Source organism: Serratia sp. TSA_7 (assembly GCF_052692135.1).
Window position 1 is genome coordinate 1,368,879 of sequence record NZ_JBQZFU010000001.1, and the last position, 20,775, is coordinate 1,389,653.

The 20,775-nt window shown below is 55.4% G+C and carries 17 protein-coding genes and 1 pseudogene; 10 read left to right on the forward strand and 8 right to left on the reverse strand.

Annotated features, from left to right (window positions below):
• The first annotated feature begins 165 nt into the window (after nucleotides 1-165).
• The 3 genes from ACUTQW_RS06520 (at nucleotide 166) to ACUTQW_RS06530 (ending at nucleotide 6,984) form a co-directional block, all read left to right on the forward strand.
• The gene (locus ACUTQW_RS06520; RefSeq protein WP_006325672.1) at nucleotides 166-2,472 is read left to right on the forward strand and encodes an FdhF/YdeP family oxidoreductase; all 2,307 of its coding nucleotides are present in this window, start codon (nucleotides 166-168) and stop codon (nucleotides 2,470-2,472) included.
• Nucleotides 2,473-2,681: 209 nt separating this feature from the next.
• Nucleotides 2,682-4,616: an exoribonuclease II gene (locus tag ACUTQW_RS06525; RefSeq protein ID WP_006325680.1), complete on the forward strand. Its 1,935-nt coding sequence runs from the start codon at nucleotides 2,682-2,684 to the stop codon at nucleotides 4,614-4,616.
• 307 nt (nucleotides 4,617-4,923) lie between these two features.
• Nucleotides 4,924-6,984 carry a carbon starvation CstA family protein gene (locus ACUTQW_RS06530; RefSeq protein ID WP_037433004.1) on the forward strand — a complete coding sequence of 687 codons (2,061 nt, stop codon included), beginning with the start codon at nucleotides 4,924-4,926 and terminating at the stop codon, nucleotides 6,982-6,984.
• Here ACUTQW_RS06530 and fsa read toward each other — a convergent pair.
• Nucleotides 6,977-7,642 carry a fructose-6-phosphate aldolase gene (fsa, locus tag ACUTQW_RS06535; protein WP_004945165.1) on the reverse strand — a complete coding sequence of 222 codons (666 nt, stop codon included), beginning with the start codon at nucleotides 7,640-7,642 and terminating at the stop codon, nucleotides 6,977-6,979. The genes ACUTQW_RS06530 and fsa overlap by 8 nt on opposite strands.
• A 209-nt stretch (nucleotides 7,643-7,851) precedes the next feature.
• Between fsa and ACUTQW_RS06540 the strand changes: the two are divergent.
• Together ACUTQW_RS06540 and ACUTQW_RS06545 are read left to right on the forward strand one after the other, a co-directional pair.
• A pseudogene (locus tag ACUTQW_RS06540) lies at nucleotides 7,852-7,938 on the forward strand (hypothetical protein); the annotation flags it as partial.
• A 48-nt stretch (nucleotides 7,939-7,986) separates the two neighbouring features.
• A complete protein-coding gene (locus ACUTQW_RS06545) occupies nucleotides 7,987-8,733 on the forward strand; it encodes a DeoR/GlpR family DNA-binding transcription regulator (RefSeq protein ID WP_006325686.1) in 747 nt (248 codons plus the stop codon).
• Between the two features lie 41 nt (nucleotides 8,734-8,774).
• Here ACUTQW_RS06545 and araD read toward each other — a convergent pair whose 3' ends face one another.
• Nucleotides 8,775-9,470: an L-ribulose-5-phosphate 4-epimerase gene (araD, locus tag ACUTQW_RS06550; protein ID WP_006325689.1), complete on the reverse strand. Its 696-nt coding sequence runs from the start codon at nucleotides 9,468-9,470 to the stop codon at nucleotides 8,775-8,777.
• A gap of 370 nt (nucleotides 9,471-9,840) precedes the next feature.
• On the opposite strand from araD, the gene osmB reads away from it, so the two are divergent.
• Entirely contained in the window at nucleotides 9,841-10,059 is a 219-nt protein-coding gene (osmB, locus tag ACUTQW_RS06555) for an osmotically-inducible lipoprotein OsmB (RefSeq protein ID WP_004945176.1), read from the forward strand.
• A 203-nt stretch (nucleotides 10,060-10,262) separates the two neighbouring features.
• On the opposite strand, the gene yciH is transcribed toward osmB, so the two are convergent.
• A complete protein-coding gene (yciH, locus tag ACUTQW_RS06560) occupies nucleotides 10,263-10,589 on the reverse strand; it encodes a stress response translation initiation inhibitor YciH (RefSeq protein ID WP_004945179.1) in 327 nt (108 codons plus the stop codon).
• Between the two features lie 11 nt (nucleotides 10,590-10,600).
• Nucleotides 10,601-11,329: an orotidine-5'-phosphate decarboxylase gene (pyrF, locus tag ACUTQW_RS06565; protein ID WP_006325691.1), complete on the reverse strand. Its 729-nt coding sequence runs from the start codon at nucleotides 11,327-11,329 to the stop codon at nucleotides 10,601-10,603.
• A gap of 328 nt (nucleotides 11,330-11,657) precedes the next feature.
• Here pyrF and bhsA point away from each other — a divergent pair, with 328 nt between their 5' ends.
• Both bhsA and ACUTQW_RS06575 read left to right on the forward strand, forming a co-directional pair.
• Nucleotides 11,658-11,918, forward strand: a complete 261-nt coding sequence (bhsA, locus tag ACUTQW_RS06570) for a multiple stress resistance protein BhsA (RefSeq protein ID WP_006325698.1) — start codon at nucleotides 11,658-11,660, stop codon at nucleotides 11,916-11,918.
• 166 nt (nucleotides 11,919-12,084) lie between these two features.
• Nucleotides 12,085-12,381 (forward strand): Arc family DNA-binding protein, encoded by a 297-nt coding sequence (locus tag ACUTQW_RS06575; protein ID WP_004945188.1) that lies wholly within the window; start codon nucleotides 12,085-12,087, stop codon nucleotides 12,379-12,381.
• A 42-nt stretch (nucleotides 12,382-12,423) separates the two neighbouring features.
• Here the strand turns inward: ACUTQW_RS06575 and lapB are convergent, their stop codons facing one another.
• The 3 genes from lapB to pgpB form a co-directional block, all read right to left on the reverse strand.
• Complete coding sequence (gene lapB / locus ACUTQW_RS06580) at nucleotides 12,424-13,593, reverse strand: lipopolysaccharide assembly protein LapB (RefSeq protein ID WP_004945190.1); 1,170 nt, start codon at nucleotides 13,591-13,593, stop codon at nucleotides 12,424-12,426.
• Between the two features lie 6 nt (nucleotides 13,594-13,599).
• Nucleotides 13,600-13,902: a LapA family protein gene (locus ACUTQW_RS06585; protein ID WP_006325701.1), complete on the reverse strand. Its 303-nt coding sequence runs from the start codon at nucleotides 13,900-13,902 to the stop codon at nucleotides 13,600-13,602.
• Nucleotides 13,903-14,245: 343 nt separating this feature from the next.
• Entirely contained in the window at nucleotides 14,246-15,016 is a 771-nt protein-coding gene (gene pgpB / locus ACUTQW_RS06590; RefSeq protein ID WP_006325704.1) for a phosphatidylglycerophosphatase B, read from the reverse strand.
• Nucleotides 15,017-15,294: 278 nt separating this feature from the next.
• Between pgpB and ribA the strand changes: the two genes are divergently transcribed.
• Entirely contained in the window at nucleotides 15,295-15,888 is a 594-nt protein-coding gene (gene ribA, locus ACUTQW_RS06595; RefSeq protein WP_006325706.1) for a GTP cyclohydrolase II, read from the forward strand.
• Between the two features lie 56 nt (nucleotides 15,889-15,944).
• Here the strand turns inward: ribA and acnA are convergent, their stop codons facing one another.
• Nucleotides 15,945-18,617 (reverse strand): aconitate hydratase AcnA, encoded by a 2,673-nt coding sequence (acnA, locus tag ACUTQW_RS06600; RefSeq protein ID WP_006325712.1) that lies wholly within the window; start codon nucleotides 18,615-18,617, stop codon nucleotides 15,945-15,947.
• Between the two features lie 242 nt (nucleotides 18,618-18,859).
• On the opposite strand from acnA, the gene ACUTQW_RS06605 reads away from it, so the two are divergent.
• Nucleotides 18,860-20,644, forward strand: coding sequence for a hypothetical protein (locus ACUTQW_RS06605; protein WP_037431045.1), 1,785 nt, complete (start codon nucleotides 18,860-18,862; stop codon nucleotides 20,642-20,644).
• Nucleotides 20,645-20,775: the final 131 nt, after the last annotated feature.

Consider the following 20,775-nt stretch of genomic DNA (forward strand, 5'->3'; position numbering starts at 1 on the left):
TATGTCCAGCCGAGGAGCAAAACCGCGCGCGATAAATCCGCTCTATGCCGCGATTACCTAATTCTATTAGACGCTCCTGCCGTACCCACCTAAACTTGCGACATAAATACCTAAAACGATTAAAAAATCGTTTACTTTTTAGCTACAACACATGCGAAAACAATCATGAAATTCAAACCGTCAATAAAGCCGTATACCGGCGCGGCAGGCGGCTGGGGTTCACTCGAAGCCACCACGCGCTACGTGCTCGACAGCAAACAGACGCTGAAAAACCTGCGCAATCTGATGCGCGTGAATAAGGTACGCGGCTTCGACTGCCCGGGCTGCGCCTGGGGCGACGACAATCACAGCACTTTCAGCTTCTGCGAAAACGGCGCCAAGGCGGTCAGTTGGGAAGCCACGCGCAATGCGGTTGAACCGGCATTTTTCGCCACCCACAGCGTCAGTACCCTGCAACAGCAAAGCGACTATTTCCTCGAGTATCAGGGCCGCATTACCCATCCGATGCGCTATAACGCAGAAACTGACCATTACCAGCCGATCGGTTGGCCGGACGCGCTGGCGCTGATCGCCCGGCACATCCAACAGATGGATAATCCGAACCAGATCGAACTTTATACCTCCGGCCGCGCCAGCAACGAAGCCTCTTATCTGTATCAGCTGTTCGGTCGCATGCTCGGTACCAGCAATTTCCCCGATTGTTCCAACATGTGCCATGAGGCCAGCGGCGTCGGGTTGAAACAAAGCATCGGCGTGGGTAAAGGCACCATTCGCATGGATGACTTTGAAAAAGCCGACGCCATCTTTGTGTTTGGCCAAAATCCGGGCACCAACCATCCACGCATGCTGCACAGCCTGAAAAACGCCGCCGCTCGTGGCGCGCGCATCGTTAGCTTTAACACCCTGCGCGAACGCGGCCTGGAGCGCTTCGCCGATCCGCAAAACCCGATTCAGATGCTGACGCCAGCATCGTCACCAATAAGTTCAGCCTATTTTCAGCCCAACCTCGGCGGGGATATGGCGGCGGTACGCGGCATGGTGAAAGCGCTGCTCGAGAGCCATCGCCGACGTTTGGCGGCCGGTGAGCCTGGCCTGTTCGATTTGGCGTTCATTGAGCAGCACAGCGTTGGCGTGGAGCGCTACCTGGCGCAGGTGGATGCCACCTCCTGGACTCACATCATCCAACAGTCCGGCCTCAGCGAAGCGCAACTGCGGCAGGCGGCGGCGATTTATCAGGGCGCCGAACGGGTGATTTGCACCTGGGCAATGGGCATCACGCAGCATAAGCATTCGGTGCCGACGGTGCGCGAGATAACCAACCTGCAACTGCTGTTCGGCCAGTTGGGCAAACCGGGCGCCGGCCTGTGCCCGGTGCGCGGCCACAGCAACGTACAGGGCAACCGCACCATGGGCATTGACGAGAAATCACCCAAGGCGCTGCTCGACAGCCTGGAAAAACATTTCAACTTCTCCCCACGACGCGAGCCGGGCCATAACACGGTAGAGGCCATCGAAGCCATGCTGCGCGGTGAAGTGAAGGTGCTGTTGGCGTTGGGCGGCAATCTGGCGGCCGCCGCACCGGATACCGAACGCACCGCTCGCGCCCTGCGCTGCTGCGATCTGACGGTACATATCAGCACCAAGCTCAACCGCAGCCATCTGGTCACCGGTAAAGACGCGCTGATCCTGCCGACGCTGGGGCGTACCGAGCAGGATCTGCAGGCCAGTGGCCCGCAGTACATCACGGTGGAGGATTCATTCAGCATGGTTCACGCCTCCGAAGGCGTCGGTAAACCGCTGGCGGATACCCAAAGGTCGGAAACCGCCATTGTCTGCGGTATCGCCGATGCGGTGCTGGGCAACAAGCCAGTGGATTGGCTGGCGCTGGCAGATGACTATTCGTTGATCCGTGACCATATCGCCGCCACCGTTCCCGGCTTCGAGGATTTCAACCGTCGCTGCGATCAACCCGGCGGTTTCTATCTGGGCAATGCCGCCGCCGAATTGCGTTTCGCCACGCCTAGCGGTAAGGCGGAATTCAGCGCAGCCTCGCTGCCAAAGAGCCAGCTCCCGGAGTTCGACGGCCAAAAAGCGCCGTTCACGCTGCAGACTCTGCGTTCCCACGATCAATACAACACCACCATTTACGGATTGGATGACCGCTATCGCGGCGTGTATGGCCAGCGTGAAGTGCTGTTTATCCACCCGGAAGACCTGGCGGCGTTGGGCATGCAAGACGGCGAGTTTGTGGAGATCGAAACCCTGTGGAATGACGGCGTCATTCGCAAGGTGAGCGGTTTCAAACTGGTGAGCTACGATATTCCGCGCGGCAACCTGGCGGCCTACTATCCGGAAACCAACCCGTTGGTGCCACTGGCCAGCTTTGGCGACGGTACCGGCACGCCGACCTCCAAATCCATTCCGGTGACGATCCGCCGCTGCGCGGCGCAACCGACGCGGCGTATCGCCTGACTTGATGCGCCCGGTTTACGCCGGGCGCATGACGCTCTGCGGCCACCTTGCGCGCGGCGATTTTCTTTCCCGCCTTTTGATCGCCGGATATTCAGTAAAATCGCGTGCCAACACAGGAAAACCGTGACGTTAGGCTTGCCCGCAGCGGGTGATTCGCGTAAAACTGTCTGCCGCAAATCTTGCCACTCACAACCCATTCACTGGACGATATGTTTCAAGATAACCCGCTGCTGGCGCAGCTTAAACAGCAACTTCACTCTCAGACCCCGCGCGTTGAAGGCGTAGTAAAAGGGACTGAGAAAGGCTTTGGCTTTCTTGAGGTCGACGGTCAAAAGAGCTATTTCATCCCACCGCCGTACATGAAGAAAGTCATGCATGGGGATCGCGTGATCGCCACCCTGCACACCGAGAAAGAACGCGAAATCGCCGAGCCGGAAACCCTGGTCGAGCCATTCCTGTCGCGCTTTGTCGGCCGCGTGCAGAAGCGTGATGACCGCCTGTCCATCGTGCCCGATCATCCGTTGCTGAAAGACGCGATTCAGTGTCGCCCGGTGCGTGAACTGACCCATAACTTCCAGGCCGGTGACTGGGCGGTAGCGGAAATGCGCCGCCACCCGTTGAAAGGCGATCGCGGCTTCAACGCCGATCTGACCCACTTCATCACCGAAGGCGAAGATCATCTGGCCCCTTGGTGGGTCACGCTGGCTCGCCATAATCTGGAAAAAGAAGCGCCGGAGATGGTGGCCATCAGCGAGCCGGACGCCGCGCTGCCGCGTGAAGATCTGACCGCGCTGAATTTTGTCACCATCGACAGCGCCAGCACCGAGGATATGGACGATGCGTTGTTCGTTCAGGACAACGGCGACGGCTCGCTGCAACTGACCATCGCCATTGCCGATCCTACCGCTTACGTAGAGCAAGGCAGCCCGTTGGATGATATCGCCCGCAAGCGCGCCTTCACTAACTACCTGCCGGGCTTCAACATTCCGATGTTGCCGCGCGATCTGTCAGATAACCTGTGCTCGCTGCGCCCGAACGAACGCCGTCCGGTACTGGCTTGCCGCGTCACCATAGGTACCGATGGCGCGTTGGCTGACGATATTCGTTTCTTCGCCGCCGAGATCGAGTCGAAAGCCAAACTGGTTTATGACGAAGTCTCCGACTGGCTGGAAGGCATTACCGGCTGGCAGCCGCCAAGCGACGAGATTGCACAGCAAATCACCCTGTTGAAACGCGTCTGCGATGCCCGCAACGCCTGGCGCCATCAGCATGCGCTGGTGTTCAAGGATCGCCCTGATTACCGTTTTGTTCTGGGCGAAAAAGGCGAAGTGCTGGATATCATCACCGAACAACGCCGCAGTGCCAACCGTATCGTTGAAGAGTGCATGATTGCCTCCAACGTGTGCGCCGCCATCGTTCTGCGCGATCGCCTGGGCTTCGGGATTTACAACGTGCATACCGGTTTCGATCCGGCGCTGGTGGAGCAGGCGGTGACCGTGCTGCAAGCCAACGGTGTGGAAGCCGATGCCGAGAAACTGCTGACGCTGGACGGGTTCTGCGAACTGCGCCGTCATCTGGACTCGCAACCTACCCAGTTCCTCGACAGCCGTATCCGCCGTTCCCAGACTTATGCCGAGATCAGCACCACGCCAGGCCCGCATTTCGGCCTAGGGCTGGAAGCCTATGCCACCTGGACCTCGCCGATCCGTAAATACGGCGATATGGTCAATCACCGTCTGCTGAAAGCCATCATCGCCGAACAGCCTGCCGAAAAACCTCAGGACGACGTGACGGTCCAATTGGCGGAACGCCGTCGTCTTAACCGCATGGCGGAGCGTGACGTCGGTGACTGGCTGTATGCGCGTTACCTGCAAGACAAAGCCGGCACCGATGAACGCTTCAATGCGGAAATCATCGACGTGACCCGAGGCGGTCTGCGCGTGCGCCTGCTGGACAATGGTGCGGTCGCCTTTATCCCTGCACCGTTTATTCACTCGGTGCGTGATGAAATGGTCTGCAGCCAGGATACCGGCACGGTGCAAGTGAAAGGCGAAGTCGTCTATCGCCAAAGCGATACTCTGCAGGTCAACATCGCCGAAGTGCGTATGGAAACCCGTAGCGTGATCGCCAAACCGGCGGCGTAATCTTGCGCGAGTAGCCCAGCGTCATGTAAACACCGGCAGGGAAACCTCCGGTGTTTTTTTTCGTCGGTCGACAGGCCACGCCGGTGAAAAGATCCGGATGATGCGAGACTTCGGTATCGCCCTCTTACGTCCCTTGCAGCTCTCCGCAACAGCGACATCACATTGTTTTTACGCTATTACTCAACCAGCATCACATTTCTCATCCGACCTGCTACTTTTCGCGCGCAAAACTCCTATTTTTAATCTGTATTCATTCTCCATAAGAACATCTCTTTCTTTATCTCTGCACACCAAGGAGTTGTTGATCATGAAAAACGTCAAGTCCGGGATTATCTGGCTGGTGGTGGCGTTAGTCGGTGCATTTGCCTTCGCCATGCTGGCGCTCAGCCGCGGAGAGCATGTTAACGCGGTCTGGCTGGTGGTGGCTGCCGTCGCCTGTTACAGCATCGCTTACCGTTTCTATAGCCTGTTCATCGCCAAGAAAGTGTTTGAGCTTGACGACCGCCGCATGACGCCGGCGGAACGTCGTAACGATGGCCTGGACTATGTCCCGACCAACAAGTGGGTGCTGTTTGGTCACCACTTTGCCGCCATCGCCGGCGCCGGGCCACTGGTTGGACCGATTCTGGCCGCGCAGATGGGTTTTTTACCGGGCACCATCTGGATCCTGGTCGGCGTAATGCTGGCCGGTGCGGTGCAAGACTTCCTGATCCTGTTCATCTCTACCCGCCGCGACGGCCGCTCGCTGGGTGAAATGGCCAAACAGGAACTCGGCGCCTTCGCTGGGGTGATCACCATGCTTGGTGCTCTGGGCGTAATGATCATCATTTTGTCTGCGCTGGCTCTGGTGGTGGTAAAGGCGCTGGCCGACAGCCCCTGGGGGCTGTTCACCATCGCCGCCACCATTCCTATCGCGCTGTTTATGGGCGTGTACATGCGTTTTATCCGGCCGGGGAAAATCGCCGAAATCTCGGTGGTCGGCTTCGTGCTGATGCTGCTGGCGATCATTTACGGCGGCAATGTGGCGCAGCACCCTTACTGGGGCCCCTTCTTTACGCTGCATGGCACCACGCTGACCTGGGTGCTGGTGATCTACGGTTTCGTCGCTTCGGTGCTGCCGGTATGGCTGTTGTTGGCGCCCCGTGACTACCTTTCCACCTTTATGAAGATTGGCGTCATTATCGGGCTGGCGATAGGCATCGTCTTTGCCATGCCGGAAATGAAAATGCCCGCGGTATCGCGGTTTATCGACGGCAGTGGCCCGGTATTCGCCGGTTCACTGTTCCCGTTCCTGTTTATCACCATCGCCTGCGGCTCGATTTCCGGCTTCCATGCGCTGGTGTCCAGCGGCACCACGCCGAAACTCGTCGAGCGCGAAAGCCATATTCGTTTTATCGGTTATGGCGCCATGCTGATGGAGTCCTTCGTGGCTATCATGGCGCTGATTTGCGCTTCGGTGATCGACCCCGGCGTTTACTTCGCCATGAACTCTCCGGCGGCGCTGATTGGCACTACGGTGGAAAATGCTTCGCAGGTCATCAACAGTTGGGGCTTTATCATCACGCCGGAAACCCTGACGATGATCGCCAAAGACGTGGGTGAGCATTCGATCCTGTCGCGCGCCGGTGGCGCACCGACTTTTGCTGTGGGGATGGCGCACATCATCACCGAAGTGTTTAACAGCCGCGCGATGATGGCGTTCTGGTATCACTTCGCCATTCTGTTTGAGGCGCTGTTCATTTTGACCGCCGTCGATGCCGGCACCCGCGCCTGCCGTTTTATGGTGCAGGATCTGGTTGGCGTGGCGATCCCTCGGCTGGCCAACAACCGCTCATGGTTCGGTAATCTGGCAGGGACGACGGTGGCCGTCGCCGGTTGGGGTTTCTTTGTTTATCAAGGCGTGGTCGATCCGCTCGGCGGCATCAACACCCTGTGGCCCCTGTTCGGCATAGGCAACCAGATGCTGGCCTCAATGGCGCTGATTCTCGGTACCGTGGTGCTGTTTAAAATGAAAAAACAGCGCTACGCCTGGGTGACCATTCTGCCAACCGTCTGGTTGTTCATTACCTCGATGACCGCCGGCTGGCAAAAAATCTTCCACGAGAAACCCAGCATCGGCTTCCTGGCTCAGGCGAAGAAATTCTCCACCGGCATTGAGCAAGGCACACTGATTGCCCCGGCCAAATCGCTGAAAGATATGGAAACCATTGTCTTCAGCAACCAGATTAACGCGGCTTTGTGTGCGTTCTTTATGCTGGTGGCGGTAACCATGCTGGTTTCTGCGTTCTTTGTGATCCGCCGGGCGCTGAACGCCAACCAACCTACGGCAAATGAGTCGCCAGTCGTCTTGCGTGAAGAAACTAGTTAAGCAGGTTGGTGCCGAATGCCCCCTGCCAATCCTGCTCGAACTGTTCGACCGCCGCCTGTACCGCCGGAGCGGCAAGGAACTGTTCGGCCACATCGACAGGCAAGGTAATGGCCTGGCAACCCGCCAGCAGGCACGCCAGTGCCTGCCGCGGGGTCTTGAAACTGGCGGCCAGCACCCGGGAGCCCGGTGCATGCAACGTCAGCAATTGCTGCAGTTCATGCACCATTTCGATGCCGTCACCGCCCTGCGCGTCCAGTCGGTTAACGTAGGGGGCTACGTATTCCGCGCCGGCCAGAGCCGCCAACAACCCCTGGCCGGCACCGTAGACTGCGGTGCCCAGCGTTGGAATCGACATAGATTTCAGTTTTTTAATCGCCGCCAACCCCTCTGCGGTCGCCGGGATCTTGACCACCAACCCAGGCACTCGCTGATGAAGCAGCGCCGCCTCCGCCACCATGCGCTCGGCGTCGTTGGCCATCACTTGGGCAAACAGCTTGCCGGTCCCGCCCAGGGCATCACGCAGCGCCGGCAGCACCTCCCAAATGGGTTTCCCCTCTTTGGCGACAATGCTCGGATTGGTAGTAACGCCGTGCAGCGGCAGAATGCGTGCCAGGCGTTTTACAGCATTCACATCAGCGGTATCGAGATAAAGCTCCATTACGAACTCCTGAATCTTCTGTGGGCGAATTCAAACTCTCATCATAGTAGGACAAAAGAACTTATGATTTTTGATCACAATCAAATCAATTTTCATTCAAAACCCCTTTAATATGAAAAATGGAGTAATTGAATGACGGGTCACTTGCGTTCCCCACTCTGCAACGCTATTCAATCCCTGCCGACCGAGCATTCGCAGCGTAGTCTGCTCGCATCGCTGGATATTCCGCTTTCTTTACCGCATCATCTTCTGACGCGCAGGATGGTATTATTGCGCGAACAGAACATACTATTTAAACAATAAATATTAGCGGCCGCACATTGGTAGCCGCACATCAGGTCGATATGAATTCAAGACAACAAACAATCCTGCAGTTGGTGAACGAACGCCGAAGGATCAGCGTCAGCGATCTGTCGCGCACCACCGGTGTTTCAGAGGTCACTATCCGTCAGGATTTGAACCTGCTGGAGAAGCGCAGCTATCTGAAACGGGTGCATGGCTCTGCGCTGGCGCTGGAAAGCGACGACGTCGATGCTCGCATGATGTCCAATTTTTCTCTCAAGCAGAAGCTGGCGCGATTTGCCGCTGCGCAGGTTAACGACGGCGAAACCATCTTTATAGAAAGTGGCAGCACCAACGCCCTGTTGGCGCGCTATATCGCCGAGCGCAAAACCATTACGCTGATCACCGTCAGCCACTATATCGCCAACCTGCTCAAAGAGAGCGATTGCGAGGTGATAGTGCTGGGCGGCATGTATCAGAAAAAGAGCGAGACCGTGGTCGGGCCACTGACGCGCATGTGCATTCAGCAAGTGCATTTCAGCAAGGCGTTCATCGGCATTGACGGTTACCATGCGGAAACCGGCTTTACCGGCCGCGATATGATGCGCGCCGACGTAGTCAACGCCGTGCTGGCGAAGGGCGTGGAAAATATCGTGCTGACAGACTCGTCTAAATTTGGTCAGATCCAGCCCAATCCTTTGGCATTGCATGGCAAGGTTGATCGGGTGATCACCGATTCACGCCTGGAATTGGAGTATCAACATCAGTTGAAACGCCAGGGAATACGGCTGGACAAGGTCGGCGATTAATCGCCTCGAGGAGCGGCGGGCATGGCTTGCCCGCCTGATGATCACTGCCCGTAATAAGCGTTTTTACCGTGCTTGCGCAGGTAGTGCTTATCCAGCAGCGTTTGCTGCATGTTCGCCAGCCCAGGCGTCAACTGGCGTGAAAAAATCCCCATATAGGCAATCTCCTCCAGCACGACGGCATTGTGCACTGCGTTCTCCGCGTCTTTGCCCCAGGTAAACGGCCCGTGCGAATGTACCAGTACCGCCGGCATGCTGGCCGGATCCAATCGCCTTTCGCGGAAGGTTTCGACGATCACCCTGCCGGTCTCCCATTCATAACGCCCGGCGATTTCCTCATCCCGCATTGTTCGCGTACAAGGAATGTCACCGTAGAAGTAATCGGCATGCGTCGTGCCCCAGGCGGGAATATCCTGGCCGGCCTGCGCCCAGATGGTGGCATGTCGCGAATGGGTGTGCACGATGCCGCCGACCGCGTCGAACTCGAGATACAATGCCCGGTGGGTATCACTGTCTGAAGAAGGTTTTTTATTGCCCTCCACCACCTTGCCGCTTTCGAGTTCCACCACAACCATGTCGTCGCGGGTCATCACCCCATACTCCACCCCCGAAGGTTTGATCACCATCAGCCCTGCCTGGCGGTCAACGGCACTGACGTTGCCCCAGGTGAAGGTCACCAGGTGATGGCGTGGCAATGCCAGATTAGCGTCCAATACCTGCAGTTTGAGATCGTTGAGCATTTGTCTTTCCCGGTTAAGCCTGTCTGCGAATATTGTCGGTAGGCCGGCGACGGGGCGGTATGGCATAAATCGCTAAAGACCGCGTAGGCTTCTGCTGGATGCGGAGTTCTGTGGGGTTAGCGGCGAATCGCTCATATCAACGAAGGAGAGGCATCGGGAATTTCGGACTATTTACCTGTTTATTGACCAACGGAAGCTTATAGTGAATTTGGGCAGAGAGACCGCTTTCAACTTTTTATTGTTCTGCCTTTAACAAATAATGCCATTTTTTATATCGATACTGTATGGGAGCCGATAGCAGGCCGAATTTATGGTTCACGCCTATACTTAAAGGGCACTTCCATATAGCCCATGCTAAGGAGAAGTCATTATGATGATTATCAATAAACGTTTCGCCACCGCCGCTCTGGCACTGACTCTGGCGTTTTCACTCAGCGCTTGTTCCAACATGTCCAAACGCGACCGTAACACCGCAATTGGTGCCGGCGCAGGGGCCGTAGGCGGCGCAGTGCTGACCGATGGCAGCGCATTGGGTACGCTTGGTGGGGCCGCCGTTGGGGGTATCATTGGTCATCAGGTAGGTAAATAACCTGCCCGGCCACTTCATATACCTCTGCCGACAGGCTGGCAAAAGCGTTATCGCTTTGACGTATTAAGCATAATAAAGATTATTTCAGGTCTGTTTTATCTTCAAGCCATGGCATTTTCGCCATCGACGGGCTCCGGTCCGACAGCTCGACCTAAGCCATGCCGCAGCTATTGCACCGCGGCATGGCACTCCGCCTGCGGCAGTTAACCGCCCGCCAGCTTGACCTTCATTCCTTTGGCTTCCAGCAACTGCTTAAGCAGATCGCGCTTATCGCCCTGGATCTCGATCACCGCGTCTTTGACCGAACCGCCACAGCCACATTTCTTCTTCAGCTCTGCCGCCAACTTTTCCAGCGCCGCATCGTCCAAATCAATTCCGGTGATCAGGCAAACGCCTTTCCCCTTACGGCCGCTGGTCTGGCGCTGAATGCGCACGATGCCGTCACCCTTGGTTCGCTGCGGTTTGGCCTCTTCTTGCTTGATACGCCCGCTGTCGGTGGAGTAAACCAGCCGGCTATTGTCGTCATTCATCGCGAGCCCCCTCAGGCCAGGGAAGCGCGAATAGCGCTCAGCGTAGCGGCAGGATCGGCGGATTGGGTGATCGGACGCCCAATCACCATATAATCTACCCCGGCGGCCTGCGCCTGCACCGGCGTCATAATACGGCGCTGATCGCCGGCTGCGCTGCCCTCTGGACGAATGCCTGGCGTGACCAGTTGGAACTGACGCCCGCAGACCGCTTTCAGCCGTTCAGCTTCATGCGCCGAACAGACAACGCCGTCCAACCCGCAATCACGAGTCAAACGCGCCAGCCGCTCAGCCTGCTCAGCCGGGGAAATGTCGATGCCGATAGCTTGCAGATCCTCCGCCTCCATACTGGTAAGAACGGTAACGGCGATCAACAGCGGCGCCTCTGCGCCATAAGGCAGCAACGCTTCTTTAGCCGCGGTCATCATACGTGCGCCGCCGCTGGCATGGACGTTAACCATCCATACGCCCAGTTCGGCCGCGGCCGCTACCGCATGGGCCGTGGTATTGGGGATATCGTGGAATTTTAAATCCAGGAATACGTCGAAGCCACGATCGTGCAAATCACGCACCAATTGCGGCCCAAACAGGGTGAACATTTCTTTGCCCACTTTTAACCGGCAGTCCTGTGGATTAATGCGATCGACAAACGCCAATGCGGCGCCAATATCTGCGTAATCCAACGCAACGATGATTGGAGATGATTTTAAGTCATTGTTATTAATGTTATTTTCAGACTTCATTTCTTCTACCTTCTTTAAAATGGACATAACCAGGTAACAACCCACCAAACTGACCGCCGCATTCTACATGCCGCCCGGCAGAAATCCCAGCCGCAGCGCACCCTGCCGTTAAGTAATGTTAATCCATCGTTCGTCATCAAGCGTCAATAAAGCCTCAAAACCAATAGCGCAGGCTGCGTAAAGCGCCGTAAAGATGCGTAAATTATCAATCAGATATTTTGAATAAGATGCTCAGCATTATCAGATTTTAAATCCCCATGGATGCTTTATTATTCAACTCATCGGAAGCGAACTGCTTCCAACCTAAAAAAACTGACTGGAGTCACCCATGAAAATCATCAAATATTTTGCAACTGCTGCCGCCATCGCCCTGACCTCTTTCGCTACCTTCGCCGCTGAGCCGGTTAATTTGCAGCAGGCTAACGACCTGGCCCCTGCCGGCGTAGTCTCCGCAGGCCACGCGACGACCCTGAGCGGTCTGGAAGCCAAACTGGCGGCGAAAGCAGAAGCCCAGGGCGCCAGCAGCTACCGTATTATCTCCGCCGGTGGTAACAACTTGCTGAGCGGTACTGCCATCATTTACAAGTAATTCTCTTTGCATAGGGCCCGGCACGCCGGGCTCTGCCTATTTCCCCGCCATTACGTTCATTATTCCCGCGCTCAATGTTACATAAATATTAAATTTTTATTACACCCTAGACTCTTACTCATTACTGGCTTAGCTTGAAGGTATCTTCCCGCAGAAAGGCTTCAAAATGAGCGAGATATCTACACTAACCATCAAAATCCCTCTGGAACTCAAAGAGAAAATTCGTGCTATTGCCGCTGATAACCAACTCTCTCTGAGTGCTGAGGTGTGTCAACGCCTTGAAAGCAGCTTCGAAGCGCCGGTTAAAGCGGAAAAAACCGCTAAAAAATCGGATGAGCTGCACCACGGCGAAATCGATAATCAGGGGATTGAAGAAGAAATCGAACAGCCTCTGAATCAAAAAGAATTGAAAAAGCTGCGTCAGTTGCTGAAAGGCGGCGTGAAAGCAGGCAAGAAAAAGTAATTCCGTCTACTACGAAAAACGGGGCGATCATCGCCCCGTTTTTTATTGTCCATCCAGCCCTCGAATCGGCTTAACCGATGCCCAGGCCCGACATGACGGGCAATGCCAATAAAGTGAATGTGCGGTAAAACCGCATTTATGGCAACGATAGCGCGGCTTGGTGCGGATTTGCTCACCCACCATGTCCCGCAGCAGCAGCAGGCTCTCTTTTGCGCGCCCATCTTCGGCGTCCGCCAGGTGGTAATCCATCAGGCGGTAAAACACGCGCATGGTCGGATGACGCTGTAACTGACGGTTGATATACACCTGAACTACGTCGCGCCCTTCATGCTGTTCGATGATCTCCGCCAGCATCAGTTCGGCGGTCGCGCCCGTATTTTCCTCAACGCAACGTTTGAGGAACTCCGCCCAATCCTGTTGGTTTTCCAAATGCTGATAACATTCATGCAGCATAGGCAGCGTTTCGCTTACCAGCTCTTTATCCTGATTCAGCACCCGCTGCAGAGACTCGACCGCTTTGGCGTATTCAGCCTGCGCCATGTAGATGCGGCCGACCATAATCGACACACGGGCGCACTGTTTATCCGCCGAGGCCGCACGTTTCAGCAGGCTCATCGCCTTATCGAGATCGTCACTGCCCATTGCCTGGAGCGCCAGCTCACAGTAGAAATGCGCGATCTCGATACGTTGTTTGTCTTTACCCAGCTTGACCAGCTTTTCCGCCACGTCGATCGCTTTCAGCCAGTCGCTGGTCGCCTGGTGGATCACCAGTAATTGCTGCAGCGCCGAGATACGGAAATCCTCTTCGCCGACCAACTGGCCGAACATGTCTTCCGCGCGATCGTACATGCCGGCGGCCATATAGTCGCGGCCCAGCTGTTGTACCGCCAGCAGGCGTTGTTCGAAAGTGAGAGAAGCGCTTTCCATCAGCGCCTGATGGATGCGTATTGCGCGGTCGACCTCGCCGCGCGAGCGGAACAGGTTACCCAGCGTCAGGTGGGCCTCAACGGTGGTACTGTCCTCTTTCAACATATCGAGGAACAGATCGACCGCTTTATCCTGCTGATTGGAAAGCAGGAAGTTAACCCCGGCCACGTACTCACGCGACAGGCGGTTGGCTTCCTGTTGTTTATCCTGTTGAGCACTTCTGCGCCCCATGTACCAACCGTACGCGGCAGCCACGGGCAGCAACAGAAACAACAGCTCTAACATAGAAGATTATTCCTTGCTGACAACGGACTGAGCTGCCGGCTCAGCAGGTTGTTCAAGCTGCAGTTCCAGCCTCTTGACTTTGCGTTCGGCTCGCCCCAGCGCAATGCGGGTACGCAGATAAAACAGGCCACAAATGACCCAGCCGAGAACAAAACCGGCGCCAAACAACGCAGCCAACAGGGTCGATATACGATAATCACCCTGCGCAACCAGGTAATTAAAACTCACAACCTGATCGTTATGCGCGCCCAACGTGACAGAAATCACGAAAACCACCAGAACCAACAAAAAAATCAGCAAATATTTCACATTCTTTCCCGCGATGCCGAGTTAATCGGATGAATTATACCCGATGTATTTCAAGTTGCCGCCTGGCGGCGACTTGAAAGACGAAAGGTATATGCCAATACGTGGCGTCCCTCCCATTAAGTTAGCATTTCCCATCGTGCCAGGGAAACCCTGCGGCACGATAAAACCAGATATCTGCCGGCATATTCGGCAGTAAATGGCGCTCCCGGGGAAATTAATGAGAAAGCTTCTCAAAATAATGAATTTATAAAGATATGGGGGCAATCATAGCAATTGCAATGATTGGCGAATGTAAGAGATTAATACGGCGCCTTCTCGGCGCCGCGTTAAGTGACAATGTCACCTAATGTTTCCTTCCGGACGTTCTTTCCACCACTTCCTGTTGCTCCTGAGGAGGCAGCGTCAGCGGGCCAAACCAGCGCTGCGCCAGCCAGCAGGCAATCGTCACCAGCAGCCAACTGATCAATGTCGCCATAGCCAGGTCGCGCGGCCAGTGCATGCCCAGCAGCAAACGGCTGCCCATCACGCCGCTCGCCCACAGCATCAGCAATGCGACGGTTTTGTAATGACGGCGCGGCCACAACAGCCCCACTCCCAGCAATGCCCAGGTGGCGGCGAACAGGGTATGCCCTGAAGGAAAGGCAAAGCCGGTTTCAAACTGCCAGTGCTTGCGCAGCCAGACGGGCACCAGCGGCTGATCATGCAACTGTTCCGCCACCAGCGCGCTGCGCTCTTTGCGAGGCAGCGAGTAAAAGTATTTTTCGTCCACGCCGTGATTTTGCTCCAGCCAGACGACAAAAGGCCGAGGCTCCTGTACACGATCCTTGATCAGTGATTTAACGCCCTGGCCGATCAATACCGCGGCAGAGAGTAAAATGACCAGACCTATGGCTGCCTTGAGGCGAAAGCGCAGACACCAAAGAAACCAGGCGGAGAGAATGATGCTGGTGATGATTCCCCACGGCGAGGTCACGGTTTCGGTGATCCAATACAGACCTTTCAGCAAGGGGTCGTTACCGCCCGGCTGCCATTGCCAGCCGGATAACCACACGGCCAGCGGCATCAGCAACAGCACTATCGCCCCCGCTGCCGTACGTTTTGCTATCTCAAACATTCCAGGTTTCCTTTGTTTAAGCCAAAGGTCAGTGTAACAATCTTGCAATATCGATAACACTCGAAAAATTAAACAGATAACAAACCTGTCGCAATAATAATGAGCTGAAAACGCCGGATGCTGGTTTGCTGAGCACCTCAGGGCAAGAAGTTATGGCAAAATAACCGATAATTAACGAAATAGAGATCGTCGTTGCGCGTTTTAATACTGGTCAGGTCACTGCGTCGGACGTAGGATGCGCAACAATGATTGAATCGGATGTGTTTGTGGAGAGCAACATGCAGCTTAAACGGGTGGCAGAGGCAAAACTGCCAACACCTTGGGGCGATTTCCTGATGGTAGGATTCGAAGAACTGGCTACCGGGCACGATCATCTGGCGCTGGTCTTCGGTGATATTACCGGCGCGACGCCGGTACTCTCACGCGTACATTCTGAATGTCTGACCGGCGATGCATTATTCAGCCTGCGCTGCGACTGCGGTTTCCAGCTGGAAGCGGCGTTGGAGCATATCGCAGAAGAAGGCCGCGGGATCCTGCTCTACCACCGCCAGGAAGGTCGCAATATCGGGTTGCTGAACAAGATCCGCGCTTATGCCTTGCAGGACAAGGGCGCCGATACCGTAGAGGCCAATCATCAACTCGGCTTTGCCGCTGATGAACGTGATTTCACCCTGTGTGCGGACATGTTCAAATTGCTGGGCGTGGACGCGGTGCGTTTGTTGACCAACAACCCGAAAAAGGTTGAGATCCTGACCGAGGCGGGGATCAACATCACCGAGCGCGTGCCGTTGATCGTCGGCCGCAATCCAAAAAATGAACGCTACCTGGCGACCAAAGCCGCCAAAATGGGCCATTTGCTGGACCAGAAGTAATTTCCCTTCAAAAAATCAGGGCGCCATCAAAGGCGCCCTTTCTTATTACCCTACTCTTACAGCATTTTCCTGATCACATAGTGCAGGATGCCGTCGTTCTCGTAGTAGGTCAGCTCATTGCCGGTATCGATACGGCAGCGGGTATTGACCACTTCCTGACGACCATCCGCATAAGTGATATGCACCGGCACCGTCTGCCCCGGCTTCAGCGTTTGCAAACCGCTTACGCTGATCTGCTCATCGCCGCTCAGCCCCAGTGTTTTGCGGTTGACGCCTGCCGGGAACTCCAGTGGCAGAATGCCCATACCGATCAGGTTCGAACGATGGATACGCTCGAAGGACTCGGCAATCACCACCCTCACGCCCAGCAGACGCGGCCCCTTCGCCGCCCAGTCACGGCTGGAACCGGAGCCATACTCTTTCCCGGCAATGACCGCCAGCGGCACCTGCTCCTGCTGATACTGCATGGCGGCATCGTAGATCGACAGCTGATTTTGCGACGGAATATGGCGGGTGTAGCCTCCTTCAACCCCCGGCACCATTTCGTTGCGGATACGGATATTGGCAAAGGTGCCGCGCATCATCACTTCGTGGTTACCACGACGCGAACCGTATGAGTTGAAGTCCTGCGCCGCGACACCGCGATCGCTCAGGTAGCGCCCCGCAGGGCTGTCACGCTTGATATTCCCCGCCGGGGAGATGTGGTCGGTGGTCACAGAATCCGCCAGAATGGCAAGAATGCGCGCATTCTTGATATCCTGCACCGGATCCGGTTTCACCTGCATGGTGCTGAAAAACGGCGGGTGTCGGATATAGGTGGAATCAGCCTGCCATTGATAGGTGGCCGATCCGGTTACCTGAATCGCCTGCCAATTGGCGTCGCCGTCAAACACCGCGCCATATTCCTTGTGGAACATTTCGGTGCGAACCTGCTCCACCGCCAGAGCAATGTCCTGGCTACTCGGCCAGATATCCTTCAGATAAACCGGCTTGCCGTCACGCCCGTCACCTAGCGGCTCTTTGGTCAGATCAATCTTCATGCTGCCTGCCAGCGCATAGGCCACCACCAGCGGCGGCGAGGCCAGCCAGTTGGTTTTCACCAGCGGGTGGATGCGTCCCTCAAAGTTGCGGTTACCCGACAGCACCGCGCCCACGGTAAGATCGCCCTCTTTGATCGCCTGCTCGATGGGCTCAGGCAATGGCCCTGAGTTGCCGATACAGGTGGTGCATCCATAACCCACCAGATTAAAACCCAGCTCTTCAAGGTATGGCGTCAGTTTGGCGCTGTCGAAATAGTCGGTGACAACCTTGGAGCCTGGCGCCAGAGAAGTCTTCACCCAAGGCTTGGTCCGCAACCCTTTGTTCACCGCATTCTTCGCCAACAGGCCGGCGGCCATCATCACGCTGGGGTTGGAGGTATTGGTGCATGAGGTGATCGCCGCGATCACGACCGCACCATTGTGCAGTTCGTGCTCCCGGCCGCTGAGGGTAAAGGATTTGAATTCCGACTTGCTCTTCTGGCTGGCGATGTCCAATTCGGTTGCAGCATTAAACGCCTTCGGCACATCCGGTAGCGCCACCCGATCCTGCGGGCGTTTCGGCCCGGCGAGGCTGGCTACCACCGTCGACATATCTAAAGCCAAGGTACTGGTAAATACGGGTTCGTCGCCCGGATGGCGCCACATGCCCTGCGCTTTGGCGTAGGTTTCCACCAGCGCAATTTGCTCATCGCTACGGCCGCTCAATTTCATGTAGCCGAGTGTGACTTCATCCACCGGGAAGAAACCGCAGGTGGCGCCAAACTCCGGCGACATATTGGCGATGGTCGCCCGATCGGCCAACGGCAAGCTGGCCAGCCCATCACCGTAGAATTCAACGAATTTGCCGACCACGCCATGCTTGCGCAGCATTTGGGTCACCGTCAACACCAGGTCAGTAGCGGTGATGCCTTCGCTGAGTTTGCCCGTCAGCTTGAAACCCACCACATCTGGGATCAGCATGGATACAGGCTGGCCGAGCATCGCGGCTTCAGCCTCAATGCCGCCAACGCCCCAACCGAGAATGCCCAGGCCGTTAATCATGGTGGTGTGAGAATCGGTGCCGACCAAGGTGTCCGGGTAGGCGACGTGCCTGCCGCTTTCGTCAGTGTGCCACACCGTCTGGCCAAGATATTCCAGGTTAACCTGGTGACAGATGCCGGTGCCTGGCGGCACCACACGGAAGCGGTTGAAGGCTTTCTGCCCCCAACGCAGGAAAGTGTAGCGCTCGTGATTGCGCTCCATTTCGATACGCACGTTTTCTTCAAACGCATCGTCGTCACCGAACTCATCCACGGTGACCGAGTGGTCAATCACCAGATCAACCGGCGACAGCGGGTTAACCTGGTCAACATTGCCACCCAACCGCTGCACCGCTTCGCGCATGGCGGCCAGATCCACCACCGCAGGCACGCCGGTAAAGTCCTGCATCAAGACGCGCGCCGGGCGGTAGGCAATTTCGCGATCGGCATGACCGGTTTGCAACCAATCGACGATGGCTTTCAGATCGTCAACCTGCACGGTGTCGCCATCCACATGACGCAGCAGGTTTTCCAACAGCACTTTCATTGATTTTGGCAGCCGGTCGATATCACCCAACTGTTTCGCCGCCAGCGGCAGACTGTAATAGTAATACTCGCTGTTCAACGCAACCAGCTTATCCAGACTCGTTTCTCTAAGATCGGACGACATAGCTCCTCCATTTCTTATTATGAATAAAACAGGGTAATCACTGAGGTCTTGTTTAAAGATACCACATAGAGAAATTAACGTTTTGATAACAACACGTTTTGATCAGAACGATAGGCAGAAGTAATCAAGTGAGTGAAGTGACCTTGGCTCAACAAGTTAATCGCCAATGTTTATTGAACCCTGACAGAGCCCGAACAAAGTGCCTCTCCTTTCCCCCGACGCTACTCTTCACAGGCAAAGTCATGCAGCAGGTACAGCTATCTGGACACCCCGCCTTGCATGTCAATTTTTCATTACATGGGAAGAAAAATATGGCCGAGACTAAAATCAATACACTTGCAGATGTGGCTGCATTAAGGGCTACCGAACCAGAATCAGAAGGTCAGGTGATTTTGTTACGCGGCACTGCCGATCGCGTGCTTTTCTATGTTTATAAAGCGGGCGACAACACGGCTGATGACGGTACATTGACGGTAGTCACTCAGGCGGGCAAACGCTGGCGTTTGGTTAGAGACGGTAATACGCTCGAACTTGTCTGGTTTAAGACCGTCAATAACAGTTGGGACCAAGCAATGGAGACATTGCTCAACCATGCCTCGACGATCAATGGGAATGCAGCCAAAATTGTGTTTCCGCGTGGAACAGTGAATTTTAAAAAACCTATAGTGCTGGATTACAGCAAAGATTGGTTTTTGGAAGGGCAAGGCGGCCACGGCGCTTCAGGTACCGTGCTCGACTTTAATATTCCGCGCAGCGCAGGCTATGGTGATTACGGTGCTATCCATTGCTGGGGCGAACCTTTTGGATTCCAACAGCTCACCCTGCGCAACCTGATGGTACAAGGGATTGGTACCAGCATCGTTGATCCCACCCAAGACGAAAAAGGTCGGGCATACTGCCACGGCGTCTATTGTCGTACCACTGCCACCATGTGGGAAGATGTCGCCATACAAAACTTCCGGGGTTCAGCGTTGTTCCTCGACAATGCCTTCGATAACAACTTCAACCGGGTTTCCGTTTTTGCCTCTGGTCGTATGAAGGACGGTTACAGCTACACCAACCTTGACGATGTCGCCAACCCAGATGCTACCGCTTACCCACCCCTGTTAATCATGAGCACCCGCCCTGGTGATCAAAGTAATTTTAACCGCTTTTTTGATGGTTCTATCGAGCTGAACAACGTTACCCCGTTTGTTGAGGTCCGTGGCGGCATTCAAATGCACTTTACGCGAATGCACGCTGAACGCCCCGGTGGGGGTAACGCTGAAGGACATTGGCCATTAGGGACCTTCATCAAAGTGGGGGGGGAGATTTGGCTAACCGAATGCGGCATTAGCAATTTCACGCGCGCCGTTTCTTACGGTCCATACGCTCAAATGGTGATCAATGGTTGTCACCGCCTTTCAGGGGATATTTATCCTTACGATACGACAACAATTGGTAACGGTCGTATCAAACTCGATAACACCCTCTGCAGCGGTTTGTATATATCAGGCAATATTCAGGGCGATTACCAGATCAGCAACAGCATTCTGAATTACCTGAGGACAGTTGTGATGTCGGGTTCAACTCTGGTTACCAACTGCAGGATCAACGGCGATGTGACGGTCGCTGCAGCAGCAGGCACACCGCTCGGTTCCGCTGGCGGAGTCAAAATTAGCAATAGTCAGATTACCGGTAGCCTTATCGCGGGCACCACGGCACAGCGAGTTAGCGTTGCCGGCTGCCATATTTTCGGCGATCTGACGTTACCGGGCGCCAATTGCAGCGCAGTACATAACGTGGTGATCGGGAAAGAATCCATTGCGGCTACGGGAAATAACATCAGCATCGGCAAAACCTCCCCGGCCATTATTTATGTTGATAACAGCTATACCGAAATCAGCGGCACCATTCAAAAAGGAGCACTAATTCTGAAGCGTGAGGCGTTGGCAAACCAGTCACCAGGCTGGGTGTGTACATTCAGCGGTGCTCACGGTTCTGGACTGAAAGTTGCGCCATTAGCCACTTTGGGGGCAGAGGTTTGACATTTCAGCAGCCTTGTTATTCACGGGATTGCCAGCATGAGCTGGGGATTTTTTAACCAGTTATGGTATTGCCAACTTACTGATTGCTGATACGCGGTAAAAAGCAAAAACGGGAGGGGGAACCCTCCCGT

What these genes read in the sequence shown, in the direction of transcription:
- ACUTQW_RS06520 (WP_006325672.1), top strand. Translation starts at nt 166, where the DNA reads ATGAAATTCAAACCGTCAATAAAGCCGTATACCGGCGCGGCAGGCGGC.
- ACUTQW_RS06525 (WP_006325680.1), top strand. Translation starts at nt 2,682, where the DNA reads ATGTTTCAAGATAACCCGCTGCTGGCGCAGCTTAAACAGCAACTTCAC.
- ACUTQW_RS06530 (WP_037433004.1), top strand. Translation starts at nt 4,924, where the DNA reads ATGAAAAACGTCAAGTCCGGGATTATCTGGCTGGTGGTGGCGTTAGTC.
- fsa (WP_004945165.1), bottom strand. Translation starts at nt 7,642, where the DNA reads ATGGAGCTTTATCTCGATACCGCTGATGTGAATGCTGTAAAACGCCTG.
- ACUTQW_RS06545 (WP_006325686.1), top strand. Translation starts at nt 7,987, where the DNA reads ATGAATTCAAGACAACAAACAATCCTGCAGTTGGTGAACGAACGCCGA.
- araD (WP_006325689.1), bottom strand. Translation starts at nt 9,470, where the DNA reads ATGCTCAACGATCTCAAACTGCAGGTATTGGACGCTAATCTGGCATTG.
- osmB (WP_004945176.1), top strand. Translation starts at nt 9,841, where the DNA reads ATGATGATTATCAATAAACGTTTCGCCACCGCCGCTCTGGCACTGACT.
- yciH (WP_004945179.1), bottom strand. Translation starts at nt 10,589, where the DNA reads ATGAATGACGACAATAGCCGGCTGGTTTACTCCACCGACAGCGGGCGT.
- pyrF (WP_006325691.1), bottom strand. Translation starts at nt 11,329, where the DNA reads ATGAAGTCTGAAAATAACATTAATAACAATGACTTAAAATCATCTCCA.
- bhsA (WP_006325698.1), top strand. Translation starts at nt 11,658, where the DNA reads ATGAAAATCATCAAATATTTTGCAACTGCTGCCGCCATCGCCCTGACC.
- ACUTQW_RS06575 (WP_004945188.1), top strand. Translation starts at nt 12,085, where the DNA reads ATGAGCGAGATATCTACACTAACCATCAAAATCCCTCTGGAACTCAAA.
- lapB (WP_004945190.1), bottom strand. Translation starts at nt 13,593, where the DNA reads ATGTTAGAGCTGTTGTTTCTGTTGCTGCCCGTGGCTGCCGCGTACGGT.
- pgpB (WP_006325704.1), bottom strand. Translation starts at nt 15,016, where the DNA reads ATGTTTGAGATAGCAAAACGTACGGCAGCGGGGGCGATAGTGCTGTTG.
- ribA (WP_006325706.1), top strand. Translation starts at nt 15,295, where the DNA reads ATGCAGCTTAAACGGGTGGCAGAGGCAAAACTGCCAACACCTTGGGGC.
- acnA (WP_006325712.1), bottom strand. Translation starts at nt 18,617, where the DNA reads ATGTCGTCCGATCTTAGAGAAACGAGTCTGGATAAGCTGGTTGCGTTG.
- ACUTQW_RS06605 (WP_037431045.1), top strand. Translation starts at nt 18,860, where the DNA reads ATGCAGCAGGTACAGCTATCTGGACACCCCGCCTTGCATGTCAATTTT.